This window comes from Streptomyces liliifuscus, from assembly GCF_016598615.1.
In the GTDB taxonomy this organism is placed as follows: domain Bacteria; phylum Actinomycetota; class Actinomycetes; order Streptomycetales; family Streptomycetaceae; genus Streptomyces; species Streptomyces liliifuscus.
The window spans coordinates 10,156,565-10,181,758 of sequence record NZ_CP066831.1 but is presented as its reverse complement, the minus strand read 5'-3'; the positions used below and the strand labels follow the sequence as shown (position 1 = coordinate 10,181,758).

The 25,194-nt window shown below is 71.0% G+C and carries 21 protein-coding genes; 10 read left to right on the top strand and 11 right to left on the bottom strand.

Features of this window, described 5'->3' with window-relative positions:
* Positions 1–104: 104 nt before the first annotated feature.
* A complete protein-coding gene (locus JEQ17_RS44390; RefSeq protein WP_200400595.1) occupies positions 105–2,090 on the top strand; it encodes an N-acetylmuramoyl-L-alanine amidase in 1,986 nt (661 codons plus the stop codon).
* A gap of 10 nt (positions 2,091–2,100) precedes the next feature.
* Here JEQ17_RS44390 and JEQ17_RS44385 read toward each other — a convergent pair whose 3' ends face one another.
* Together JEQ17_RS44385 and JEQ17_RS44380 are read right to left on the bottom strand one after the other, a co-directional pair.
* Positions 2,101–2,463, bottom strand: coding sequence for a VOC family protein (locus JEQ17_RS44385; RefSeq protein ID WP_200400594.1), 363 nt, complete (start codon positions 2,461–2,463; stop codon positions 2,101–2,103).
* 83 nt (positions 2,464–2,546) lie between these two features.
* Entirely contained in the window at positions 2,547–3,401 is an 855-nt protein-coding gene (locus JEQ17_RS44380) for a (2Fe-2S)-binding protein (protein WP_200400592.1), read from the bottom strand.
* Positions 3,402–3,578: 177 nt separating this feature from the next.
* Between JEQ17_RS44380 and JEQ17_RS50290 the strand changes: the two genes are divergently transcribed.
* The 6 genes from JEQ17_RS50290 (at position 3,579) to JEQ17_RS44350 (ending at position 11,355) form a co-directional block, all read left to right on the top strand.
* Entirely contained in the window at positions 3,579–3,794 is a 216-nt protein-coding gene (locus tag JEQ17_RS50290) for an iron chelate uptake ABC transporter family permease subunit (RefSeq protein WP_234048866.1), read from the top strand.
* 104 nt (positions 3,795–3,898) lie between these two features.
* Positions 3,899–5,080 (top strand): ATP-grasp domain-containing protein, encoded by a 1,182-nt coding sequence (locus JEQ17_RS44370; RefSeq protein ID WP_200400591.1) that lies wholly within the window; start codon positions 3,899–3,901, stop codon positions 5,078–5,080.
* Between the two features lie 101 nt (positions 5,081–5,181).
* Entirely contained in the window at positions 5,182–6,978 is a 1,797-nt protein-coding gene (locus tag JEQ17_RS44365; protein WP_200402039.1) for an IucA/IucC family protein, read from the top strand.
* Positions 6,975–8,177 (top strand): MFS transporter, encoded by a 1,203-nt coding sequence (locus tag JEQ17_RS44360; RefSeq protein WP_200400589.1) that lies wholly within the window; start codon positions 6,975–6,977, stop codon positions 8,175–8,177. The genes JEQ17_RS44365 and JEQ17_RS44360 overlap by 4 nt, the downstream gene beginning before the upstream one ends.
* Entirely contained in the window at positions 8,165–10,057 is a 1,893-nt protein-coding gene (locus JEQ17_RS44355) for an IucA/IucC family protein (protein ID WP_234048600.1), read from the top strand. The genes JEQ17_RS44360 and JEQ17_RS44355 overlap by 13 nt, the downstream gene beginning before the upstream one ends.
* The gene (locus tag JEQ17_RS44350; protein ID WP_200400585.1) at positions 10,054–11,355 is read left to right on the top strand and encodes a type III PLP-dependent enzyme; all 1,302 of its coding nucleotides are present in this window, start codon (positions 10,054–10,056) and stop codon (positions 11,353–11,355) included. Before JEQ17_RS44355 ends, JEQ17_RS44350 begins: the two co-directional genes overlap by 4 nt.
* Here the strand turns inward: JEQ17_RS44350 and JEQ17_RS44345 are convergent.
* From JEQ17_RS44345 to JEQ17_RS44330, 4 genes are all read right to left on the bottom strand, one after another.
* On the bottom strand, positions 11,318–11,815 hold the full coding sequence (locus tag JEQ17_RS44345) for a hypothetical protein (protein ID WP_055610485.1): 498 nt from the start codon (positions 11,813–11,815) through the stop codon (positions 11,318–11,320). The genes JEQ17_RS44350 and JEQ17_RS44345 overlap by 38 nt on opposite strands.
* A 415-nt stretch (positions 11,816–12,230) precedes the next feature.
* Positions 12,231–15,089: an ATP-binding protein gene (locus JEQ17_RS44340; protein WP_200402038.1), complete on the bottom strand. Its 2,859-nt coding sequence runs from the start codon at positions 15,087–15,089 to the stop codon at positions 12,231–12,233.
* A gap of 404 nt (positions 15,090–15,493) precedes the next feature.
* On the bottom strand, positions 15,494–15,916 hold the full coding sequence (locus tag JEQ17_RS44335; RefSeq protein ID WP_200400583.1) for an ACT domain-containing protein: 423 nt from the start codon (positions 15,914–15,916) through the stop codon (positions 15,494–15,496).
* 9 nt (positions 15,917–15,925) lie between these two features.
* Entirely contained in the window at positions 15,926–16,534 is a 609-nt protein-coding gene (locus JEQ17_RS44330; protein WP_200400581.1) for a CGNR zinc finger domain-containing protein, read from the bottom strand.
* A gap of 94 nt (positions 16,535–16,628) precedes the next feature.
* On the opposite strand from JEQ17_RS44330, the gene JEQ17_RS44325 reads away from it, so the two are divergent.
* Entirely contained in the window at positions 16,629–17,282 is a 654-nt protein-coding gene (locus JEQ17_RS44325; protein ID WP_200400579.1) for a pyridoxine/pyridoxamine 5'-phosphate oxidase, read from the top strand.
* A gap of 183 nt (positions 17,283–17,465) precedes the next feature.
* Here the strand turns inward: JEQ17_RS44325 and JEQ17_RS44320 are convergent, their stop codons facing one another.
* From JEQ17_RS44320 to JEQ17_RS44300, 5 genes are all read right to left on the bottom strand, one after another.
* Complete coding sequence (locus JEQ17_RS44320; protein WP_055617755.1) at positions 17,466–17,708, bottom strand: DUF397 domain-containing protein; 243 nt, start codon at positions 17,706–17,708, stop codon at positions 17,466–17,468.
* A gap of 83 nt (positions 17,709–17,791) precedes the next feature.
* Positions 17,792–18,958, bottom strand: coding sequence for a thiolase domain-containing protein (locus JEQ17_RS44315; protein ID WP_200400577.1), 1,167 nt, complete (start codon positions 18,956–18,958; stop codon positions 17,792–17,794).
* Positions 18,955–20,019 (bottom strand): thiolase domain-containing protein, encoded by a 1,065-nt coding sequence (locus JEQ17_RS44310; protein WP_200400575.1) that lies wholly within the window; start codon positions 20,017–20,019, stop codon positions 18,955–18,957. The genes JEQ17_RS44315 and JEQ17_RS44310 overlap by 4 nt, the downstream gene beginning before the upstream one ends.
* Positions 20,020–20,961, bottom strand: a complete 942-nt coding sequence (locus JEQ17_RS44305; RefSeq protein ID WP_200400573.1) for a Zn-ribbon domain-containing OB-fold protein — start codon at positions 20,959–20,961, stop codon at positions 20,020–20,022.
* A 105-nt stretch (positions 20,962–21,066) separates the two neighbouring features.
* A complete protein-coding gene (locus JEQ17_RS44300; RefSeq protein ID WP_200400571.1) occupies positions 21,067–21,867 on the bottom strand; it encodes a crotonase/enoyl-CoA hydratase family protein in 801 nt (266 codons plus the stop codon).
* A gap of 187 nt (positions 21,868–22,054) precedes the next feature.
* On the opposite strand from JEQ17_RS44300, the gene JEQ17_RS44295 reads away from it, so the two are divergent.
* Positions 22,055–23,677 (top strand): acyl-CoA synthetase, encoded by a 1,623-nt coding sequence (locus tag JEQ17_RS44295; protein ID WP_200400570.1) that lies wholly within the window; start codon positions 22,055–22,057, stop codon positions 23,675–23,677.
* A 170-nt stretch (positions 23,678–23,847) separates the two neighbouring features.
* Positions 23,848–25,143 (top strand): phenylacetate--CoA ligase PaaK, encoded by a 1,296-nt coding sequence (gene paaK, locus JEQ17_RS44290; protein ID WP_200400568.1) that lies wholly within the window; start codon positions 23,848–23,850, stop codon positions 25,141–25,143.
* The last annotated feature ends 51 nt before the right edge of the window (positions 25,144–25,194 follow it).

Below are 25,194 nucleotides of genomic sequence, written 5' to 3'. Positions count from 1 at the left end.
AACCGCCTCTGGGCATGATTGACGGATCGTCGGGGAGCCGGTACCACTGACGCACGCCCGGCCCCGCACGCACCATCGCGACCGATCGTCCCAGGAGGCCTGCTTTGCGAGGATCCCCCACCGACTCCAGCCCCTCCACCGGGCACGGACGCGCACACAGGGCGGCCGGTGCCGTCGCCTCGGCGGCCCTGTTGCTGCCGCTGCTCGGCGCCGCCCCGTCCGACAGCGGCGCCCGGACGTCCTCCGCGCGTCTGCAGAGCGCGTTCGCGGACGCGGCCGCCCAGTACGACGTACCGCGCAGTGTGCTCCTCGCCGTCTCCTACCTGCAGTCCCGCTGGGACGCGCACGGCGGGGCGCCGAGTGTCACCGGCGGCTACGGTCCCATGCATCTGACGGACGCCCGCACCGCGATCGCCCGGACGGTGGCACCGCACCACAGCGACGCCACGGAGGACGCGCGCGGTGACGACTCACGCAAGCCCCTGCTCCCCGACACCAAGGTCCCGGAGAACACCCAACTCCCCGCGCGTCTCAAGACGTTGACGAAGGCGGCCGAGCTCACCGGCATCCCCGCGGAGCGGCTGCGTACGGACGCGGCCGCCAATGTGGCGGGAGGGGCCGCGCTGCTGGCCGCCGCCCAGAAGCAGCTCGGCGAGCCGCTCAGCGACGACGCGGCCGACTGGTACGGGGCGGTGGCACGCTACTCGGGCGCCGATGACACGGCGACGGCGGCGACGTACGCCGACGACGTCTTCGAGGTGATCCGCCGCGGGGAGCACCGCACGACGGACGCGGGCCAGCAGGTCGCCCTCGCGGCGCAGCCTGAACTGCGGTCCTCCACGGCGCAGTTGGGCGGGACAGGGTTGCGGGCGGCCCGCGCGGCCGGCACCGAGTGCCCGGCGACCGTGTCCTGCGAGTGGATCCCGGCGCCGTACGAGGAGTTCGGCGAAGGCGACTACGGCAACCACGATCTCGGCAACCGGCCCAAGTCCCAGAGCATCGAGTACATCGTCGTGCACGACACGGAGGGTGCCTGGGAAGGCGTCCTGAACATGGTGCAGGACCCCACCTATGTGTCGTGGCAGTACACCCTGCGCTCCACCGACGGGCATATCGCCCAGCATGTGAAGGCCAAGGACGTGGCCTGGCACGCGGGCAACTGGTATGTGAACGCCAAGTCGATCGGCCTGGAGCACGAGGGTTTCCTCGCGGCGCCGGACGCCTGGTACACGGAGGCGATGTACCGGTCGTCGGCGCGGCTGGTGACGTATCTGGCGAAGAAGTACGGCATCCCGCTGGACCGGCAGCACATCCTCGGGCACGACACCGTGCCGGGACCGACGTCGGCGAACATCCCCGGGATGCACACGGACCCGGGCCCGTACTGGGACTGGCAGCACTACTTCGCCCTGCTCGGCAAGCCGCTGCGCGCCGCCCCGGGGTCGAACGGCGGGCTCGTGACCGTGCTGCCCCAATTCGCCGAGCACAAGCCGGAGTTCACGGGCTGCGTCACCAAGGGCGAGCCCTGCGCGGCGCACGGTTCGAGCGCCGTGCGGCTGCACACCCGGCCGCGCGCGGACGCGCCGCTCGTCAAGGACATCGGCCTGCGGCCCAACGGCGCCGACTCCACGATCGATGTGAACGACCTGGGTTCGCGTGTCTCCACCGGTCAGCGGTATGCGGTCGCCGGGCGCGACGGCGACTGGACCGCGATCTGGTACCTCGGCCAGAAGGCCTGGTTCAAGAACCCGGCGAAGCAGCCGACCGCGGTGAACGCGACCGGTCTCGTCGTGACACCGAAGGCCGGGCTGACCGAGATCCCCGTGTACGGACGCGCGTACCCGGAGAAGGCGGCCTACCCGGCGGGCGTGCCCGTCCAGGAGGTCTCGCCCCTGCCGTACAAGCTGCTCAAGGGGCAGAAGTACTCCGCGGGCGACAAGGTGCCGGGCGAGTACTTCTACGCGCCGACCTTCGACACCACGCCGCACCGGGTGGTGCGCGGCAAGGACATGTACTACGAGATCCAGTTCGGGCACCGGGTGGCGTATGTGCGCGCCGCCGATGTACGGGCCGTGCCGTCGGCCTCGTAGCGGAAACGGGTCACTTCGGCGGTTCGTGCAGTCCGAAGGCGGAGCCCTGGTCGTCGCGGCACAGCTTGAAGCGGCCGAACCGGGCGGCCGACTCTTCGCTGTCGCCGCCGTCGCCCAGGTCTTCCACCGTGCCGCCCAGGTCACGGACCCGAGCGACGGCGGCGTCGAGGTCGTCCACCCGGAAGAAGAGGTAGGGGGAGGCTCCGGCGTCGCCGCCGTGCATTCCGCCCGGCACTCCGCCGGTGCCGATGGCGAAGCCTCCGCCTTCGGACGTGCCGGGTTCGAAGGTCCAGCCGAGGAGGGATCCGTAGAAGGCGCGGCCCCGCTCGGGGTCCGCCACGCCGATTTCGAAGAAGGTCGGTTCGCCGCTCATCGCGCGTCTCCTGTCGTGAGACATGTGTCGGCCGCCTCAGACCACCGTACGCGCGACGGAACGCGGACGCCCTCCGCGCGGGCTCAGCCCTCGATGCGGCGGAGTCGTTCGGCGTCGCAGGTGCGGGGGCAGGTGGAGCAGGCCTCGTCGGGGCGGATCGTGTAGTACATGCAGCAGCCCATGCGGGTGCGGGTGGTGTGCTGTCGGCCGTCGCTGCCGGTGAGCCGGCGGAAGTCCGCTCCGCCCGGGAAGGGTGCGACGGCCGAGGGCAGGAGCGCGGTGGCCGCCCGGACGGCGTCGGGCTCCTGGCCGAGCATGCGGCCGAGGTACCAGATGCCGGAGACAAGGTCGTCGGTGACCATGCCCCACAGAGCGCGCGGGCCGCGCCGGATGTGCGGGGCGATCGCGGAGAGCAGCGGTTCCATGTGATCGGCGACGGCCACCCTCAACTCGGCACGCAGGGCCTCCTCGTGAGGGGCCGTCAGTGCCCCGGGGAGTGCGGCGGCCGGGTCGCCCGGGAGGCAGGTCAGGTCCGAGCGGGGGCTGATCTCGAACACGCCGGTCGTCAGGTCGATCCGTACGTCTTCGGGGTGGACACGCGGCACCCGGCCCGTGAGGTACCAGACGCCGCTCATCAGCAGCCCGACGGACCACGCGTAGTCGTGGAGGGCTCGCGAGGCGGCGACGTCCCGGCGCGGGGTGTGGTCGTAGCGGTCCTGGATGCGGTCGGTCTCCGCCAGGAGGAAGGCATCCAGGGCTTCTTGATTCTTCGTCAACTCGGCTCCACTGACGCCCATTTGGGTGACACGCGGATCTGGGTCGGTGACTCGCACGGTCAACGCCTCGCACACCTCGCCCAGTTGCCGGTACGTGTCCGCGAGCAGGCGGTACACGGACGGGGCCGCACCGGTCGACAGAGTCTCCACGGTCACGGTCATTGGTACTCCTGTGCATGGGGGGCGAAGCAAGCGAAGCAGGTAAGGCTTACCTTAGTATAGAGATCACCGACAGCAGCGCGTGACCGCATCCCTGGAGCGGAGATCAAGGGAGGCGCATGTCACAGCCCCTCACGGCTGGTTGAAACGTAAAATATGCCTGACTTGAACTTACTTACCGTGACCGTGACCCAACGGGCCGCATCCACGGTGGTGCCCGCGCGCGCCCTGCGGCACATACCCGTGCTCCTCCTCGGCGTCCGGCCGGCCGGGGGCATGACCGCCGTCCTGTTCGCCGTCGCCCTCCTCGCCGGGTCCGCGGTGGCCGTGGCCAGGTCCGTCGCCTTCATCGGCCTCGCCGCACCCCAACTCGTACGGCCGCTCCCGCGGAAGTAGCCCCCGCGGCAAGAGGCAGCCAGCCCCGCCGTCCCGGGCCTGCCGTCCCGAACCTGCTCCTCAACCCCCCGACCCCGACCCACGAGCGGAAGTTGTCCCCTCGCATGCGCATGTATCTGCTGGCCCTCAACCCGACCGACTCCGTCACCGAAGGGTTTCTGCCCGCAGCGGCACGGCTCGGCCTGGATGTCACGCTGCTCACCGACCAGCCGGACGCCCACCGGAGCGTGTATCCGGAGATCGAGATCCTGGAGTGCGACGTACGCGACTTCCGTGCCGTCGTCACCCGGATATCGACTCATCACCGCCCCGACGGGGTCTTCACCAACAGCGACCATCTGCAGACCCAAGCCGCCCTGGCCGCCGACTACTTCGGCCTGTCCGGCAAGGACTGGTGGGTCACCCTGCGCACCAAGGACAAGGCCGAGATGCGTCGCCATCTCACCTCCGTCGGCGCGGACACGGTCTGGTCGACCGAAGTCAGCGATCTCGCTGGGCTGGCCGCCAGCGACGTCCCGTACCCCTGTGTCGTCAAGCCGCGCGAGGGCGTGGCCAGCGAGGACGTCGTGCTCGTCGACGGTCCCGAGGAACTGGTGGCGCGCTGCACGGAGATCCGGAGCCGTCGCCCGGGGGCCGCCCTGGTCGTGGAGGAGTATCTGCCGGGCGAGCTGTACACGTTGGAGACGCTAGGCGACGGTCACATCCGCCATGTCCTTGGCGGCTTCCACACCAGAGTGTCACCGCCGCCGTACTTCATCGAGGAGGGGCTGACCTTCGTCGCGGCCCATCCCAAGCCGGTCGTCGACCAGGTACTGGCCCAACTCGACGCGCTCGGCGTGGGATTCGGCGCCTGCCACACCGAGTTCGTCGTCCACGAGGGCCGGGCACGGATCATCGAGGTCAACTACCGCGCCATCGGCGACCAGTGCGATCTGCTGCTGGCGCGTCTGCTGGAGATCCCGCTGTTCGAGCACATCCTGCGTACGCATCTGGGTGAGCGGCTGCCCGCGGACCTGGGAGCACGGCGGGACGGGGTTGCTCGACTGGAGTATCCCTGCGCAGAGAGCGCCGGGACGCTGATCGCAGCCCCCGCTGCCTCTGAACTCACCGCCGACGGAGTGCGGTTGACGTACCGCCCGCTCCGGTCGGTCGGCGAGCGGCACGACGTGTATCGCACCAATCGCGACTTCCTCGGTGTGCTGCGGGCCATGGGAACCGACCAGGAGGCCGTGGACAAGGCGGTGGCCGAGTTCCTGGCCGGGCAGCGCTGGGAGATCCAGCGGTGAAGGCCCGAACCGTGACGGCCGGGGACTGCTTCGGCAACGACGACACCGGCGACGGGCTCGGCGTATCTCCAAAGGACGACACCGGCGACGGGCTCGGCTCACTGCCGGAGGACGACGTCTCCGAGGGCGAGTTGGTGACCCGGGTGCTCAGTGCTCTGCTGCGTGAGGACGTGGTCGGCCTGCGCACGCGCAGCACACTCGTGCAGCGGCCGGACGGCACCTGGCTGCAACGGGCCGACGGGAAAGGGGGGTTCCTCCTGCTGCCCGTCGTCGAGGACGGGTTCCAGTGCGAGTTCGCGGCCCGGGTGCCCTTGCTCGTCGGGGAATCCGAGGAGGCCGGGCCTGTCCCGTACGAGACGTGTGACGAGATCCTTGGCGTGCTGCGCGTCCTGGCCGACCCCGTCGACCAGGACGGGTTCGACGCCTTCGCCGAGGAGTGCCGTCAGACGCTGGCCACCATGCGGTTGCAAGCCTCGGTCCGGTCGGAGGTCGCCGGGCGGCTGACGGACCGGCTTGGTGCGGACCCGGCGGACTGGATCGGGCTGACGGCCGGGCTGGCATTCGACACCCTCGCCGCCCATCTCGACCATCCCGTCTACCCCACGGCACGTGGCCGCTCCGGGCTCGTCGAGGAGCAACTGCGTGCGTACGCACCGGAGTTCCATCCGCGCTTTGCGCTGCGCTGGCTCGCCGTGCCCCGGGAGGCGGTCACCGGCATGCTTCCGGACCGCTGGCCCACACCCTCGCTGCTCGGGCTGAGGGAGCTGGACCGTACGCATGTGGCCCTGCCCGTACACCCGTTGACCGTCGGTGCCCCTCTGGAAGGGGCCCTGCGTGCCACCGCTCTGACGGAAGGCGCGGTGCTCGCCGACCGCGCCCACCTCGAAGCCGTGCCCACCCTCTCGATGCGTACCGTCGCCCTGTCCGCCGACCCGTTGCTGCACGTCAAACTCCCCCTGGTCACCGCCACGTTGGGCTTGCGCAACCGGCGGACCATCAAGCCCGGGACACTCGTCGACGGAGCCGCGGGACAACGTCTGATCGAGCGGGTCATCGCCCGGGAGCACCGTTTCCAGGACACGATCCTGCACGCCGACGAGACCATGTACGCGCACGCCGGGCACGAACTGCTCGCCGCGCTGTTCCGGCGCTACCCCGCCGGTCTCCAGGACTCCGTCGTCGTGCCGATGGCCGCGCTGCTCGCCGAAGCGCCTGGCGGACGGCTGGTCGTCGACCACCTGGCCGACCGCTTCTACGGCGGCGACCCGCTCACCCTGCTGGACGCCTGGCTCGCCCTGCTCTTCGACTGGCAGACCACGCTGTTCGGCTATGGGATCGCACTGGAGTCGCACCAGCAGAACATCTCGCTCGTACTCGACCGGCGAACCGACGGCAGCACTCGGCTGCGGCTGTTGTTGAAGGACAACGACGGGCCGCGCATCAACACCGCGCGGCTGCGTGAGCGGTTGGGGGAGGGACTGAGTGAGCGGTTGGGTGATCGGTTGGGTGACAACACCATCGGCCCGCGTGACTTCGACGACGCCCGGACCTTCGGCGAGAGCGATCAGCCGGTCGTCGACCTGTTCACCACGATCACGGTCCATCTGTGCGCGGGCGCCTACGCGTTCGGGCTCGCCCGGCACGGTCGCGCTCCGCTTCCGGTGCTGCTGCGGCTCGTACGCGACCGGCTCGCCGAGGCGGTCGAGCGGCTCGGGACAGGAGCGGGCGAGCCCGGTGCCGTACTGCGCGCCCAGGTGCTGGACTCACCCCGCCTGCCCGTGAAGGCGATGGTCACCGCGGGAACCCTGCTCACCAAGGAACGTTCGGGCGCGGCGGACATCAACAAGCACTACACGACCGGCCCCAACTACCTCCTGCGCACGGGGGATTCGGCATGATCGCCGAAGTCCTGCGGATGCCCCACCCCAGGTTCGGTCCACGACACGTGCACGCCGTCGCGGGCTGCTACTTCGTGGCGTCGTTCGCGGCCCTGGGACTGCCGCCGTTCCTGACCGAGATCCTGCCGGAGCTCGGCGACCGGACGGCTCGCTGGGCGGGCCTGCTGTATGTCGTGCCCACCGTCTTCGGCGCACTCGGCGCTCCCCTGTGGGGCCGGCTCGCGGACCGCTTCGGACGAAAACGGCTCCTGCTGCGGGCCCAGTTGGGGCTCGCCGTGGCCTTCCTGCTCGCGGGGTGGGCCGATTCGCTCGGCACGTTCACCGCGGCGCTGGTGTTGCAAGGCATCCTCGGCGGCACGTTCGCGGCGTCCAACGGCTACCTAGGCGCCGCGTTGGAAGGGCCTCACCTCTCCAGGGCGCTCACGCTGATGCACGGCAGCGCCCGGGCGGCCCTGGTCGTCGCCCCGATCGTCGTCGGCTCCCTGTCGTCCTGGCTGTCACCCCATCGCCAGTACGCACTGCTCGCGCTTCTCCCGCTGGCCGCCGCCCTGTTGCTCGCCGTGCTGCCCGAACCACAGGTGCAGGCAGTCGAGTTGACAGAGGTGGCGGAGACTGCCGAGCCCGTGTCGGAGGCGGCTCTGCGCTCCCTGTACGTGCTCGAGTTCGCCTTCGTCTTCTCGACGGTCATCTCCTTTCCCTACCTCATCTCCCTTGTCGAGGAACGAATACCGGGCGCGTCACCGACGCTGTCGGGCGCGCTGTTCGCCCTCCCCCACCTCTGCTACCTGATGGCCGCCATGCCCGTACACACCGCGTTCCGGTGCCGTCCCCGGGCCGGAATCGCGATCGGCTTCGTCTGTGTGGCGATCGGGCTGGCCGGACACAGCGTGGCCGATTCCCTCGCCACCCTGATAGGCGTACGGCTGATCCTCGGCGTAGGGCTGACGCTCGGCCTGGTGTGTCTGTCGGTGCTGGCCGCCGACTGCGTCAAGGGCCGTTCCCCCGGCGGGCTGTTCGGCTCGCTGGAGTTCTTCTCCAAGGCCGGCGCGGTCGCCGCCGGCGTGGCCGCGGCGGCGGGCAGCGCCCGCTACGGCCCGACCGCCCCCTTACTAACCGGCGCGGCCGTCGCGCTGATCACCGTATGCGCGACCGTCCTCCGCTCTCTTTGCACCCGCTGGAGCCACACATGCCCTCGCTGACCGAGTCGCTCGGTAGCACCCCGACCTCCACCGCCGCTCCCACCGCGTCGGCCGAACTCCCCTCCCCCGACGAGTCCGTGGCGCACACGCTCCTCAACTGTCTGCTGCGCGAGGTGTCGGCGCCCGAGCGCCAGACGGCTTTCACCGACGGCCGGCTGCTGCTGCGGCTCCCCCGCCGCGGTGTGCTGCTGCGCGTCGCCCTGCGCCGTACGTCGCTGCTCGGCGCGCATCGCTTCATCGGCCCGGTGAGCGTGCGGACGGCCGACGGCGGCTGGAATGTGGTCGGCTGGCGGCGGCTGGCCGAGTACACGCAGGACGAGCTGTCCCTGCGCACCGGTGTGCGCAACGAGGAGTTCCTGGAGCAGATCGACTCCAGCCACCGAACCATCGCCGCCTCTCTCGCCGTACGAACCGGGAACGGCCCGAGCCCGCGCCCCGCGCAGGCGGGGCCCGGCGCAAGCTCCCTCCCCGGGCGGGCCGGGACCGACCCGGACTCGGTCCCCGTACGGGCGGGGGCGGACTCGGTGACGGCGGACACGCCCGTCGCCGCCTACCTCGTGTCCGAGCAGTCGCTGCTGTTCGGGCACCGCTTCCACCCCACGCCCAAGGCGCGCACCGGGGACGCGGACTCCTGGCTCGCCTACTCGCCGGAGGCCGGCGCTGCGTTCCGTCTGCGACACCTGGCCGTACGCGAGCATCTGATCGCCGAGGAGGCCGCGGAGCCCGGCGCCCTGGACCCACTCGACGGGCGAAACGCGCGGGACCGAGGGGACCGAAAGGGCGGTGCCGATGTGCCCGACGGCTTCCGGCTGCTGCCCGCCCACCCCTGGCAGTACGCGATGCTCCGCGAGCACCCGACGCTGCGCGCGGCCCTCACGCGCGGGGACATCCTCGACCTCGGCCCTGGCGGCAGGCCCTTCGCCGCCACCGCATCCGTGCGGACGTTGTACGACGGCGAGTCGTTCCTGAAGTTCAGCCTGAACGTCCGGATCACCAACTGCCTGCGCAAGAACGCGAGTTACGAGCTGTCCGGCGCCGTCGCGCTCACCCGGATCCTGGGCCCGGCCCTGGCCGACCTGGCGGAGCGTTTCCCCGGCAGTGCCGTGCTCCGCGAGCCCGCGTACCGGAGTCTCGCCCTGCCCGGCCCGGACGACACCCCGGACCGTGAGCTGCTCGAAGGCTTCGGCGTCATCGTCCGCGAGGGCCTGACCCGGCATCTCCTGCCCGGCACCACTCCGCTGCTCGCGGCGGCCGTCGCGGACGAGTACCCGACGAGTCCCGCGCACGTCTCCCGTCTCCTCGACGGGGCCGGTCCGCAGGCCGCGCTCGACTGGTGGTCGGCCTATCTGAGGCTGCTCGTGCCGCCGGTCCTGGCCGCCTACTTCGACCACGGTCTGGTGCTGGAACCCCATCTGCAGAACGTGCTGATCTGCGTCGACGGTGACGGCATGCCCTCCCAGGTCCTCTTCCGCGATCTGGAGGGCACCAAGCTCGTGCCCGAGCATCACGCCGAGACCCTCGCCGCGCTGCCGCCCGAGGTCGCGGGCCCGATGACGTACGACGCGCAGCGCGGCTGGGACCGGGTCGTCTACTGCCTGCTCGTGAACCACGTCGCCGAGCTGCTCGCCGCGCTCGCCGATCTCCACCCGCATGCCGAGGCCGCGCTGTGGGCAGAGGTCCGCGTCACCCTCCAGGCGTACGCCGACCGGTACGGCTGCCCGCCACCGCTGGCCGCGCTGCTCGCCGGGGTGCCCCTGCCCGCCAAGGCCAACCTCCTCACCCGCTGGGAGCGCAAGGCCGACCGCGAGGCCGGATACGTCCGTCTGCCCTCTCCGCTCGGCGAGGGCATCCTGCGCCACACGACCGGGAGTACCCGATGACCATCCTCACCGCAGCCGTACGGGACCGTGCGCTCTCGCTGCCCTCCAGCGAACTCCCCGCATACGTCTACGACTTGGCGGCGCTGCGCGAACACGCCGCCAATGTGCGGGCCGCCCTGCCCGAGCGGGTCGAGCTCTACTACGCGGCCAAGGCCAACCCTGAGCCGGAGATCCTGGCCGCGCTGGGCCCGTACGTGGACGGCTACGAAGTCGCGTCGGGCGGCGAACTCACCCATGTCGCCACGGCGGTTCCGGGCCGCCCTCTGGCCTTCGGCGGTCCGGGCAAGACGCCGGCCGAGATCACGACCGCGCTGGAGCGGGGCGTGGAGCGTTTCCATGTGGAGAGCGAGTACGAGCTGCGCATGCTGGCCGAACTGGCCCGGCGGGTCGCACCCGACAGCCGGGTCGCCGTCCTGCCACGCTTCAACCTCCCTGTGGCGGCCTGCTCGCTGGCCGCCAGCTCACTGTCGATGGGCGGTCGCCCCACGCCCTTCGGCCTCGACCCGTCCGAGGCGGACACGATCCTGCGTCTGCTCACCGACGGCACGTATCCGCAGCTCGAACTCCGGGGCGTACACGCCCACTTGGCCAGCGGGCTTCGGGCTCCGGAGCAGCTCGCGGTGGCCGAGTCCATCGTGAGCTGGGCCGTGGGGCTGGCCGAGCGACATGACGGGGTGCGACTGGCCGAGGTGAACGTCGGTGGGGGGATGACGGTCGACTACGCCGCTCCGGAGGACCGCTTCGACTGGGTCGCGTACGGCGAAGGGCTCGCCGAACTCACCAGCCGGTACCCGGATCTGACGTTGCGTATCGAACCCGGGCGGGCGCTGACGGCGTACTGCGGCTGGTACGCCACCGAGGTGCTGGACGTGAAGCAGAGCCAGGGCGAGGAGTTCGCCGTTGTGCGCGGCGGCACGCACCACATGCGCACTCCCGCGACCAAAGGACACGACCAGCCCTGCACCACGCTTACGGTGGAGGACTGGCCCCATCCCTGGCCGCGGCCGGTCGCGAGAGGCGAACTCGTCACGCTCACGGGCCAGTTGTGCACTCCGAAGGACGTCCTGGCCAGGAACGTCCAGGCACCGGGGCTGAGGGCGGGCGACCGCGTGGCGTTCGCACTGGCGGGCGCCTACGCGTGGAACATCTCCCACCACGACTTCCTCATGCACCCGCGGCCCGGGTTCCACTTCCTGGACGGCGTGGACACCGAATCGGTCGGGGGTGAGGAGGCGCCGGGCTGGGGGCGGACGGCGGGGCTCAGCCCTGCTGGAAGAGCTCCGCGGGCAGGGGCTTGAGGAGCGCGTACAGGTCGTCGGTGATGGGGCGGTCCCAGGCGGCGATCGTCACCAGGACGTTGTCGCTGCGGTCGAACTGGACGCAGGAGATCCGCGTCTCCGAGAGCTTGAGGCGGCGCACGATGAGGAGGTTGTCGCCCTGCATCACGGGCATGTCCTCGGCCCCGACGACCGTGACCTCTTCCTCGTTCTCCAGCGCCAGCAGCAGCTGCGCCACCTCGAACGGGACCTCTCCCTCGGCGACGTCCCGGGCCGGTGAGCCCTCCGGCAGATTGCCGATGATCATCGCGGGGCCGCGGCCGCCGAACAGGTCGTAGCGCAGGAAGACACCCTGGCAGCTTCCGTCGGGCGCGGGCAGCAGGCCCGCGCCGAGATTGCCGGGCCAGTCGCCCGGGTCCATGGCCAGAACGTCGAATTCAGGCCCGGCGGGAGTGGCGCTGCGGCGGCGGAGGAAGGACATGCCGCAATGGTACGTGCCCCGAGGGGTGGACGGGCGTGGGGTCGACGGCCGTTGGCCAGCGAACGTTGGCCATCACGCGTTGGCCGGTGCCGGTCCGCCGACGGGCGTTGACCGTCGCATGGCGACTTCGAGCCGTTTCCGTCACCGCCTGTTTGCCAACGGTCGTTGCGCCGGTACTGGCGCACGCCACCGAGCGTTTGCCAACGAGCGTTGACTTTGCCTCCGCCCGTTGCCCCACGCTCGTGGGCCCACGCCGGTGGGCCAACACCCGTAGGCCGACATCGGTAGGCCGACATCGGTAGGCCCACGCCCGTGGACCGACGTCTGTGGGCCCACACCCGTAGGCCAACAACGGTGGGCCCACGCCCGTATGCCCACGCCCATGGACCGACGCCTGTGGGCCCACACCCGTTGGCTAACCCTTCGCTTCCGCCCCCGCTTCCGCGCCCGCTCCCCCTGCCTGCGCTGTCTCCGCTGCCCCCGCCTCCCCCAATGCCGCGCCCAGCCCCGCCCGATCCGTGCCCACCTTCCTGTACACCGCCGACAGCAGTCGCACCACCGTCGGCTCCTCGGTGTGCAGCTCCTCGGCGATACCCGCCAGGGTGCGCCCCCGCACGGTGAGTGCCGCGGCCGCGCGTTCGCGGGCGGTGAGCGTGTCCGTCTCGGTGCTGTGGAGACGGCGCGGCCGCAATCCGGCGGCGGCCAGTTCGTCTCGCGCGGCCTCGACAAGCCCGTCGGCACCGCACTGCACCGCCGCCTCCAGCCCTCGGTAGAGGTGCTCGGCGGCTTCCTTCGGGCGGCCCGTGCTCCGCAGCTCCGTACCGAGGGAGACAAGGGCGCAGGCCAGTTCGTACGCGGCAGGCGAGCGTTCCAGATGGCCGACGGACTCTTCGAGGAGTTTCACCCGGGTCGAGCCCGAGGAGACGTCGGCCGCGGCGCGCAGCGCCTGGCCGATCGCCGACGGCGCACCGAACAGCCGGGCCCGTCCCACGGCCTCGAACGCCGTGGTCACCGCCCGCTCCGGGGCATCGTGGCTCTCCGCTCGGGCGAGGTGCAGCTGCCAGGGGCACCAGGACGGATTCCGCATGCCGCGCGGGTCGAGGCGGCGCCCGGCCGCCGCGAGTTCGACGGCCGCGTCCTTGGTCAGCCCTCTGGCCAGCAGCAGCTCGCCGTGCACGGTCTGGGCGTCGGGGAAGACGACGGCCGCGGGGAACGGCTCCCCGAAGGCGTACTCCTCACCGATCCGCGTGGCCTCGGTGATCCGGCCGCGGGCGAGCAGGATCTCGATCAGGGTGCCGACGGCGTACCAGTGGGCGGGCGTGCCGGGCCCGACGCGTTCGGCCAGCCGGAGCCCCGCGCGCACGAAGTCCTCGGCCTCGGCGAGACGGCCGCGGCGGAAGCGCAGGTACCCGAGGAGGGTGTAGCCGAAGGACAGGTGGGCCCCGTGCCAGCCCTGCCGTTCGAAATCGGCGATTCCGGCGGCGAACAGTTCTTCGGTGCGCCCTGGCCGGTCCGCGTACATGAAGGTGAGGGCGACCAGGACGGGGACCTCGAAACCGCGGTCCGCCTCGGCCCAGCCGAAGCCGCCGGCGAGGGCTCGCTCGGCGTGCCGGATCGCGATGTGGGCGGGTTCGCCGCGCAGGGTGGCGTCCCAGGCGCGCAGGCCGATCACATAGCGCTCGGTGAGGTCGCGGCCGGTCAGCCGGTCGGCGAGCCTGGCGAGGCGGCGGGAGCGGGCCGGTGAGTCGGGCTCGTCGGCCCGGAAGGCGTCCCACATGAACTGCTCGGACTGCATGCGCAGCCGTACGCGGGCGTCGCCGGTCACCTTGATCTCGCGGGAGAGGGTGTCGGAGGCCTCGCCGAGGCGGTCGCTGTGGGCGAGGACCTGGGAGAGCCGGTAGACGATGTTGTGCCGCAGTTCGGTGTCGGCGATGGGCTCTTCGAGGGCGGCCCGCAGGTGGTTGACGGTGGTCGCGGGTTCGGTGAGCAGGGAGGCGCTGCCGAGTTCGTACAGCACGGCGGCCCGTTCCCCGCCGGGCGGGGGTTCGCGCAGCGCGCGGGCGAGATGGCGGCGGGCCGCGTCCGGGGCTCCGGCGCGCAGGGTCTCGCGGGCGGCGGCGCGCAGCTGCTGGACGACCCAGACGTCGCCGTCGGGGTGGGTCTCCATGAGGTGCCGGGCAGCGGCGGCGGAGCCGAGGCCGGCGTCGACGACGCACCAGGCGGCCTGGCCGTGCAGGGCCACCCGTACTCCCCGGGGAATGGCCCGGTAGACGGCGGTGGCGATGAGCGGGTGGACGAATTCCAGGGTGTCGGCGCCGGTGAGGATACGGGCGCCGCGCAGGGCGTCTGCCGCGTCGGCGGCCTCCTCCGAGCCGAGGCCCGCCACGGCCGCGGCCAGCGCCGGTGGGATCTCGGTGCCGAGGACGGCGCAGGCCCAGGCGAAGCGGACGGTCGAGGTGCCCAGACGTTCGAGGCGGGCGACGAGTCCGCTGCCCTTGACCGCGGCGGCCAGGTCGCGCAGCAGATGCGCCCCTGCCTCGGTGGGGGTCAGACCCCGGTCGCGTACCTTCGCGGTGAGTTCGACGGCCTCGAACGGGTTGCCCGCGGTCACGGCCCAGCATTCGCGGCAGAACGCGTCGTCCGCCTGGGTGCCGAGGGATTCGCGCACCAGATGGGCTACGGCGACCGCGCTGAGCGGTTCCAGGTCGAGGGGGCGCCCGCCTGCCCGGCCGGGCAGGCCCCTGAACGGCTCGGCGTGGTCGGGGAGTTCGTCGGGACGGTAGGCGACGACGAGCAGCAGGGGCAGTTCCTCGGCGCGGGGTGCGAACGCGGCGAGCCACTGCAGTGACTCGGCGTCGGCCCAGTGCGCGTCGTCGAGGACAAGCACCATCGGGGCGCGCCGCACCGCGAGGTGCGTGAGGACCCAGTCGAGGCCGTCGCGCAGGCCCTGTTGGTCGGGCGGTGCGCCTTCAGCGGGGGCGCACAGGCCGAGAGCGGGTCCGACGATGGCGTACCAACTGCCCAGCGAGGCACGGAGTTCGGCCTCGGGGACGCCCGCGAGCTGGGGCTGCAGCAGCTGGCGCGCGACGTGGAAGGCGACGCGCTGCTCCTGGTCGCCACCGCGCGCGGACAGCACCGTGCAGCCCCTGGCGGTGGCGCGACGGCGTACTTCGGCAAGAAGGGTGGTCTTGCCGATTCCGGCGCGACCGGCGAAGGCCAGCAGCCCGCCACGGGGCCGGCCGTACGGTTCGGTGAGGTCCCGACCTGGGCCGATGCCGTCCGGACCTGGACCGACATCGTCCCGCCGAAGACCGAGGCCGTCCCGGGGCCCGGTGCCGTCCCCGCGCGCGCCGGTGCCATCCCGGCGAGGCTCGGTGTCGTCCCGGCGGGGCCCGGTGCCGTCCCGACGCGGGCCGATGACATCTCGCCGCGCCCCGGTGCCGTCCGAACGCGTACGTCCGCCGTCCGTTCCCAGCCCGGCGACCTCGTCCAACGCCTCGTCCACAGCAGCGAGTTCACTCTCGCGCTCGAATAGCGTCCTTCTGCTCCGCATGCCGCGCTGACCCATGCCGCACCCCCTGCCACGGTGGTGCGACCGGCGCGGGGAGACGGTGCGCTCCGTGACCTACAGGCACCTCAGAGTACGCCCGGAGCCAGTGGCGTGGACACGTTAGTCCGTTACTGACCGGAGCGGTCGGCCAGCTGTTCCAGCAGGGCCACGGCCTCGGCGGCACGCTCGTGCGGCACGAAGAGGTGATCGTGATGGAAGCCGGCCACGACGTTGCAGCTCAGGCCCGCTTCGGCCAGTGCCTGGGCGACGGCGGCGGTGAGGCCGACGGCGTCCAGCGCGGAGTGGATGCGCAGGGTGATCCAGCCGGCCACGAAGTCGTACGTCAGACGTGCGGCGTCGGCGTCCTCCTGTTCGACGACGAGGGTGAGGCCCTCGTCCTCGACGACGGTGACGACCGGTGAGAGCCCTGGGGGTGCGGTGGCGCCCGGGACAGTGGTGAAGACGAAGCGGCCGGGGTGCAGGGCGGGTGCCATACCGCTCAGCAGTCGACCGAGATCACGTTCCGCGCTCTTACCGCCAGGACCGCTCATACCCGGAGGCTATGCCGTTTTCTTGTGCCGTTCGTGGTGGCGGGCGACACGGGCACGATTGCCGCACGAGGGTTTGCACCATTCCTGACGGGGGTGGTCCTTGAGGAAGTAGCGCACACAGCGCGGCGCGTGGCAGGCGCGCAGCCGCTGTCGGTCGGGGCTCGCGAGGAAGGCGATGGCCGCGCGGGCGAGGGCCGCGGTGAGCTCGGCGTCGCCGTGCGCGGGTTCCTGGCGTACGACGGGGTCGGCGCCCTCGGTCCACGACAGTACGGGGACGGTCGGGGCCAGGGCCGCGCGGGTGTTGAGCCGCTCGACGGCGTCCCGTACGGGCATGAGCCGGGCGGCGTCGGCCGGGCTCGGCTCACCGGGGAGCACGGCGCGGGCGAACAGGGCGCGCACGGCGGCGCGCACCTCCCGTACGGCGGCCAGGTCCGTGTCGTCGACCACGAACCCCCGGGCCTCGAACCCGTGGGCGCCGGTCTCCGGACGCTCGCGCACCCAGGCGGTGAGGCCCTCCACGGTGGCGAGATCGTCGGCGACTCCGCCGTGGCCGTCGTGCCGGACGGTGAGGGCGAGATCCAGTGCGAGGCGGGCGTCCGCGCCGATCGAGGCGTTCATGGGCTAATGATACGGTCAAGCACATCCATTAGCGCACGCGCGCACTCCTTGGCGCCCGAGCGCGTCCGTGAGTGCCGGAGCGGGGAGTGTGTCGGTGGAGGATCTGCGTCAACTGCTGCGTGGCCTGGAGGTGTTCGCGGGCGAGCTGCCCGTGTTCGATCCGTCCGGGGCTCCGAAGACACCGGCGGAACTGTTCGCCGAGTGGCTGCTCGCCGCCGTGGAGGCCGGGGTGCGCGAGCCGCACGCCATGACGCTCTCCACGGCCGGTGCCGACGGGAATCCCACGGCACGGACCCTGATCCTCAAGGGACTCGGCCCGGACGGCTGGCAGTTCGCGTCGGACAGCGGCAGCGTGAAGGCCCGAAACCTGGCGGAACGGCCCTACGCGGCGCTCACCTTCTACTGGCGACCGCTCGCACGACAGATCCGGGTACGTGGACCGGTCGCGCCGGAGAGTCCCGAGGACAGTGCGGCCGACTTCCTGGCACGGAGCGCCGGTGCCCGTGCGGAGGCCCTGCTCGGCCGTCAGTCGCGGCCCCTCGCTGACCTCGCCGAGCGCGACACGGCGGTGAAGGAGTCGCTGGCCCGCCTTGAAGCCGAGCCGGATCTCGTGGCGCCCGGCTGGACGCTGCACTCGGTGCGCCCCGAGACCGTCGAGTTCTGGCAGGGCGACAGGGAGCGACGGCACACGCGCCTGGCGTACGTGCGGTCCGGGGAGGGCTGGGTCAAGCAGTTGCTGTGGCCGTGAACGCGCGCCGACCGGGTGCACGGCCCTGACCGGGCCGAATGCCCGCGTCAGGCTCGTCGGCGACCTCGGTTTCCCGGGGCCGACCTCACTCAGGCCGGGTCCCGGGAAACAGCCGAAGATCGCGTGTCCCGGACAGGGGCGGAACCCCACCCCTCTCGTCGGGTCAGGCTCCCCCACGTCCTCTCACGTGAGGTCGAACTCCCCTTCCCGCGCCCCCGACACGAACGCGCCCCATTCCGCGGGCGTGAAGATCAAGGAGGGGCTTTCCGGGCGGCCACTGTTGCGCATCGCGATGAAGCCTTCGACAAAGGCGATCTGGACATCCCCCTGTCCGCGGCTGCTCGAATGCCAGTCGGCGCTGCTGAGGTCAAGCTCCGGCTTGTCCCAGCCCGCGAGCGGGTGCTGCTGGATGGTGCTCTCGGCCACGTCCGTGCTCCTCCCGGTTCGTCGTCCGCGGCCAGCCTAGCTTTCGGTCAGGGCCCCGCACAGGCCACGTGAGGGGGACAGCTTCACGAGGTAGGGGGCGTGGCTCCGACCAGCCACATCGAGAAGAACTGGGACCCGCCGCCATAGGCGTGCCCGAGGACCCGGCGGGCACCGTCGACCTGGTGCTCTCCGGCCTGTCCACGCACCTGAAGTGCGGCTTCCGCGAAGCGGATCATTCCGGAGGCCCCGATCGGGTTGGTGGAGAGCACGCCGCCCGACATGTTCACCGGCAGGTCCCCGTCGAGTTCCGTGACTCCGGATTCGGTGAGTTTCCAGCCCTCGCCCTCCGCGGCGAAGCCCAGGTTCTCCAGCCACATGGGCTCGTACCAGGAGAACGGGACGTACATTTCCACCGCGTCGATCTCGCGGCGGGGGTCGGCGATGCCGGCCTGCCGGTACACGTCGGCCGCGCAGTCCTTGCCGGCCTGCGGCGAGACGAAGTCCTTGCCCGCGAAGAGCGTCGGCTCGCTGCGCATCGCGCCGCCGTGCATCCAGGCGGGCGGACGCGGTGAACGGGCCGCTCCCGCACGGTCGGTGAGGATCATCGCGCACGCGCCGTCGGAGGACGGGCAGGTCTCCGAGTAGCGGATCGGATCCCAGAGCATGGGCGAGGCCTGGACCTTCTCCAGCGTGATGTCGTGCTCGTGGAGATGCGCGTAGGGGTTCTTGAGCGCGTTGCGCCGGTCCTTGTACGCGACGAGGGAGCCGACCCCGTCGGGGGCGCCGGTGCGTCGCATGTAGGCGCGTACGTGCGGCGCGAAGAAGCCGCCCGCGCCGGCGAGCAGGGGCTGCTGGAAGGGGATCGGCAGGGACAGGCCCCACATGGCGTTCGATTCGGACTGCTTCTCGAAGGCGAGGGTCAGTACGGTGCCGTGGACGCGGCCCGCTATCAGGTTCGTGGCGACGAGCGCGGTGGAGCCGCCGACGGAGCCCGCGGTGTGGACGCGCAGCATCGGTTTGCCGACCGCGCCGAGGGCGTCGGCGAGGTAGAGCTCGGGCATCATGACGCCCTCGAAGAAGTCGGGCGCCTTGCCGATGACGACGGCGTCGATGTCCGCCCACGTCAACTCGGCGTCTTCGAGGGCGCGTTGGGCGGCCTCGCGGACAAGTCCCGCGATCGACACGTCCCTTCGGGCCGCGACGTGCTTGGTCTGGCCGATCCCGACGACGGCCACGGGCTCCTTGCTCATCGCGGGTCTCCCTCCAGTACGGCGACCAGGTTCTGTTGCAGACACGGACCCGAAGTGGCGTGCGCCAACGCCCGGTCGGAGTCGCCGCGGTGGATCCGGGCGGCTGCCTCGCCGATGCGGATGAGGCCCGCGGCCATGATGGGATTGGCGGCGAGCGGTCCCCCGGACGGGTTGACGTCGACGCTGTCGTCCAGCCGCAGGGCCTTGCGCAGCACCACCTCCTGGGAGCTGAACGAGGCGTGCAACTCGGCGGTGTCGACGGGCCGTTCGAAGGCCCCGGCCCGTTCCGCCGCCAGCCGCGAGGACGGCGAGTCGGTCAGGTCCCGTACGCCGAGACCGTGTGCCTCGATGCGGTGGTCGATGCCCCGGATCCAGGCGGGCCGCTCACACAGGTCACGGGCACGCTCCCCCGCGGCGAGGATCACCGCGGCCGCCCCGTCACCGATGGGCGGGCAGTCGCCGGTACGCAGGGGACGTACGGCGTAGTCGCCCCGCGGCACCGAACCCCTGAGCTGGGCATGGGAGTTGTCGGCTGCCGAGACACGGCTGCGGGTGGCGACGGCGGCCAGCGCGGGCTCGTCCGTGTCACCCGCGTCGATGAGCGCCTGGGCCTGCAGGGCGGCCAGGGCTACGGAGTCCGGCCACAGGGGCGCCACGTAGTACGGGTCCAGCTGCCGGGTCAGTACGTCACGCACGGAACCGGGGGACGACTTGCCGTACGCGTACACGAGCGCGGTGTCGGCCTCGCCGGTGAGGAGCTTCGTCCAGGCCTCGTAGAGCGCCCATGCCCCGTCCATCTCCACGTGCGACTCGGAGATCGGAGGCCAGGCGCCTACGCCGTCGAGTGCCATCGTGAACGAGAAGGCGCGGCCCGCGAGATAGTCGGAGGAGCCGGAGCAGGTGAAGCCGATGTCGCTGGTCTTGAGCCCGGTCCGGTCCAGGACCTGGTGCAGGACGGGCATGAGCATCTCCACCTCGGAGAGCTCGTCGGTGGTGCGCAGATGGTCGGTCTGGGCGAAGGCGACGACGGCGATGTCCCTCAGCGGCCTCGACGCGGGCATCTACACCAGCTCCTTGTACGTGTCGTAGTCCGCGTCGGGTTCGCCGGTGGGCCGGTAGTGGTCGGGGTAGCGGCCCCCGTCCGTCCACACCGGCTCGACGCGCAGGCCCATGCGCACCTGGTCGTAGGGGATGCCGCCGATGCGTCCGTGCAGGGCGAGGTCGGCGCCGTCCAGGGCGATGTGCCCGTAGACGTAGGGCACTTCGATGTCGAGGTTCTTCGCCTTGATGTTGACGATGCAGTACGTCGTGAGCGTGCCGCGCGGCCCCACTTCCACCTGTTCCGATGTGGCCACACCACAGGTGGGGCACGCACCCCTCGGCGGGACGTACACCTTGCGGCAGGACGGGCAGCGTTCGCCGACGGCCCGCCGGTCGGAGAGCGCGTTGATGTAGCCGGACTGGGCGCGGCCGGGCGAGTAGGTGTAGTCGAGGCGGGCGGGCGCGACGATGCCGGTCACCATCTCCTCGAACCGGCCGTCGCTGCCGGTGAGTTCGGCGCTGCCGCCCTCGTACGGTTCGAAGCAGGCGATGTCCGTGATGGCCCCCGAGCGCTCCTCGGCCCACCGGACACGAACCCGCATCCCGGTGTGCACGGCCTCGGGCCCCGGAGCGTCCAACGCGTGCAGCAGGCCGGTGTCGGAGCCGTCCAGTTTCACGAGAACCCACGCGAAGGGAGTACCGAGAGGCTGACCGCGACGCGGCTCATGGTTCCAGGCCCACGTGGTGACGGTCCCGGTGGCCGCGACCTCGACCAGCTCACCGAGTTCCTCGGAGGTGACGGGGTCGTACTCGACGGGCGGGACCAGCGTCCGCCCGTCGCCGGTCTTCACCCCGAGCACGACCCGCTCCCGCAGCCCGGTGAGAAACGCGCTCTGGACGGGCCCGAGGGACCGGGTGAAGGGAAACTCGACAACCAGTGGAGCTTTGAGAACTTCGGGCACGGCATCTCCTCACGAAGCGGTTGGCCGCGCCCCGACAGGGGCGCGGGGAACTGCGCGACCAGCCACAACGGACCCGCAGCGTCAAACCGGCCTTGCAGCGGCACCTCACTCCCTCCGAAACACCGGCGGACGCCGCTCCGCGAAGGCCCGCGAACCCTCCTTCGCATCGGCCGTATCGAAGATCGGCCACCCCCGCTTCAACTCGGCCGCAAGCCCCTCCCCCTCGCTCATCTCCGCGGTCTCGTACACGGACGCCTTCACGGCCTCGACGGCGAGCGGACCGCAGTCGTTGATCTGCCCGGCGATCGCGAGGGCCTTCTCCAGGGCCGTCCCGTCGGGGACGACATGCCCGATCAGCCCGATGTCGGCGGCCTCCCGCGCCGAGTACGCACGGCCGGTGAGCAGCATCTCCAGTGCGTGCGTCCGCGGAATCTGACGTTGGAGGCGGACCGTCGAGCCGCCGATCGGGAACAGACCGCGCTTCACCTCGAAGAGCCCGAACGTGGCGGACTCCCCCGCGACCCGGATGTCGGTCCCCTGGAGGATCTCGGTCCCGCCGGCCACACAGTGGCCCTCGACCGCGGCGATCACGGGCTTGCGGGGCCGATGGTGGCGCAGCATCGCCTTCCAGTGCAGATCGGGGTCGGCCTTGAGGCGGTCCCGGTACTGCTCGCCCTCCATCCCCCTGCCCGCGAGGGCCTTGAGGTCCATCCCGGCGCAGAACGCGCTGCCCGCGCCGGTGAGGATGATCGAGCGGATCGCGTCGTCCGCGTCGGCCTCGACCCAGCCGTCGTACAGGCCGACCAGCATCGGCAGCGAGAGCGCGTTCTTGGCCTCGGGCCTGTTGAGCGTGAGCACCAGTGTGGCGCCTTCGCGCTGCACGGTGAGGTGTTCCGTCCCACCCATTGCCGTCCTCCCGTCTCAGGAACGAGAACAGGTTGCAGGAGCGGAGGGGCCAGTTCAAGGGTTTTCTGACAGTCAGTCAGATTTCTTCTGCGCGGACCCTTCACAGTTGTGGCGGGCTTTGCTCTGATGACCGGCGAAGCGATGACGCACGTCCATTCGTCGAAGCTTGCCGGGGTCAGGAGGAGCGGTGGAGTACAACCTTGCCGACCTGTTCGAGTCGGTCGTCGACGTGGTTCCCGACCGGGAGGCGCTCGTCTACATCGACCACCCCGGCACGGGTGCGGAGCGCCGGCTCACGTACGCGGAGCTGGACGCGGCGGCCAACCGCGTCGCCCACCACCTGATCGACAGCGGCATACGCCCTGGTGAGCATCTCGGGCTGCATCTCTACAACGGCATCGAGTATCTCCAGACCGTCCTCGGCTGCCTCAAGGCCAGGATCGTGCCGGTCAACGTCAACTACCGCTATGTGGAAGAGGAGTTGGTCTACCTCTACCGGGACGCGGATCTGGCGGCACTGGTCTACGACACGGAGTTCACCGAACGGGTCGCGGCGGCCCTGCCACGCACCACGGCGCTGCGCCATCTCGTACGGGTGGGCGCTCCGGCCCCTGACGCACCCGCGTTGCCGACGGTGGTGGACTTCGCCGAGATCGAGACCTCCGGTTCGTCCGAGCGCGGCTTCCCGCCCCGCTCCCCCGACGACCAGTTCATCATCTACACCGGCGGCACCACCGGAATGCCCAAGGGTGTGATGTGGCGTCAGGAGGACCTGTTCTTCTCGGGGTTGGGTGGTGGCGCTCCGACGGGCGAGCCGGTGAAGACGCCCGAGGAGGTCGCCGAGCGGGTCGCGGCCGGCGGCGAGGGGATCACCTTCTTCCCCACGCCTCCGCTGATGCACGGCACCTCGACCCTCACCGCCTTCATCGGCTTCAACTTCGGCCAACGCGTCGTGATCCACCGCAAGTTCGTGCCCGAGGAGGTGCTGCGGACCATCGCGAAGGAGAAGGTCACCAGCATGTCGCTGGTCGGCGACGCGATGCTGCGGCCCCTCATCGACGCGCTGAACGGGCCCATGAAGGGCACCGACACCTCGTCCATGTTCAGCGTCTCCTCCTCCGGCGCGATCATGTCGGAGACGGTGCGTGCGCAGTTCCAGGCGCTCATTCCGAACGTCATGCTGCTCAACAACTTCGGTTCCTCCGAGTCCGGCTTCAACGGCACGGCGACGGAGGACTCGGGCCCCGGCCGGGGGTTCCGGATCCGGGTCAACTCCCGTACGCAGGTGGTGGATCCGGCGACCTACGAGCCGGTCCCCGTCGGCGAGGTGGGTCGCGTCGCCCAGCGCGGCCATGTGCCCCTCGGCTACTACAACGACCCGAAGAAGACCGCCGAGACCTTCTTCGAGAAGGACGGCGCGCGGTGGGTGCTGCTCGGCGACATGGCGACCGTCGACGAGGAGGGGGTCGTCACCGTCCTCGGGCGCGGTTCGCAGTGCATCAACACCGGCGGCGAGAAGGTGTATCCGGAGGAGGTCGAGCAGGCGCTCAAGTCGCATCCCGATGTGTACGACGCGCTGGTCGCCGGAGTGCCCGACGAGAAGTGGGGCAACCACGTGGCGGCCGTGGTGCAGCTGCGAGCGGGCGCCGGGCAGCCCTCGCTGGACGACATCCAGACCCACTGCCGGACCCATCTCGCCGGCTACAAGATCCCACGCCAGCTGGTGATCGCGGACTCCATCCAGCGCTCGCCGAGCGGCAAGGCCGACTACCGGTGGGCGCGCTCGGTGGCGGCGGAGGCCGCCCGCTAGACCTCACCCCTGGTACCTCACCCCTGGCGCGCGCCGCGCGGACCGCACCACTTTCTCGCGCGGCCGCCCCATGTCTTGACGACCGCCCGTACCCCTGAATTACTGATCCGGAGCAGAGCGACCGAATGATCGGTCGCCCGTAATGGATCGTTTGGTGAGGGAGCGGCCCGATGGCGGATTCGACGGACCTGCTGGACGAGGGCGAGCGGCTCGACGCGGAGGGCCTGCGCACACTCCAGCTGGAGCGGCTGAGGGCTTCGCTGCGGCACGCGTACGAGAACGTGCCCTTCTACCGGGACTCCTTCGACAAGGCGGGGCTCCGGCCCGAGGACTGCCACTCGCTCGCCGATCTGGCCCGCTTTCCCTTCACCACCAAGGCGGACCTGCGCGAGAACTATCCCTACGGGATGTTCGCCGTGCCGCAGGACCGTATCCGCCGTATTCACGCGTCGAGCGGTACCACCGGGCGGCCGACGGTCGTCGGCTACACCGAGAACGACCTTTCCATGTGGTCCGACATGGTGGCCCGCTCGCTCCGGGCGGCCGGCGCCCGGCCCGGTGACACGGTGCATGTGGCGTACGGCTACGGGTTGTTCACCGGCGGGCTCGGCGCCCACTACGGTGCCGAGCGGCTCGGCTGTACGGTGATTCCCGCGTCCGGCGGCATGACGGCCCGCCAGGTGCAGCTGATCCAGGATCTGAAGCCCGGGATCATCATGGTGACGCCCTCCTACATGCTGACGCTCCTCGACGAGTTCGAGCGGCAGGGCGTGGACCCGCGGCAGACCTCGCTCCGGGTGGGTGTCTTCGGTGCCGAGCCCTGGACCGAGGAGATGCGCCGGGAGATCGAGGAACGGTTCGCGATCGACGCGGTCGACATATACGGGCTGTCGGAGGTGATCGGCCCGGGAGTCGCCCAGGAGTGCGTCGAGACGAAGGACGGACTGCACATCTGGGAGGACCACTTCTACCCGGAGGTCGTCGATCCGTTCACCGGCGAACCGCTGCCCGACGGCGAGGAGGGCGAGCTGGTCTTCACCTCGCTCACCAAGGAAGCGATGCCCGTGATCCGCTACCGGACCCGGGACCTCACACGGCTGCTGCCCGGCACGGCCCGGATCTTCCGCAGGATGCAGAAGATCACCGGGCGCAGCGACGACATGGTCATCCTGCGCGGCGTGAACCTCTTCCCCACTCAGATCGAGGAGATCGTCCTGCGCACACCGGGCGTCGCCCCGCACTTCCAGCTGCGGCTGACCCGCGAGGGCCGCCTCGACGCACTCACCGTGCGTGCCGAGGCCCGGGCCGGTGCCACACCCGAGATCCGCGACGAGGCCGCGCGCGCCATCACGGCGGCCGTGAAGGACGGCATCGGCGTCTCGGTCACCGTCGAGATCGTCGAACCGGAGTCGCTCGAGCGGTCGGTGGGGAAGATCAAGCGGATCATGGACCTGCGCCCGCGCTAGTCACGCCGTCCGCACCGGCCCCGGACGGCGGGGCCGGTGCGGACCGCGACA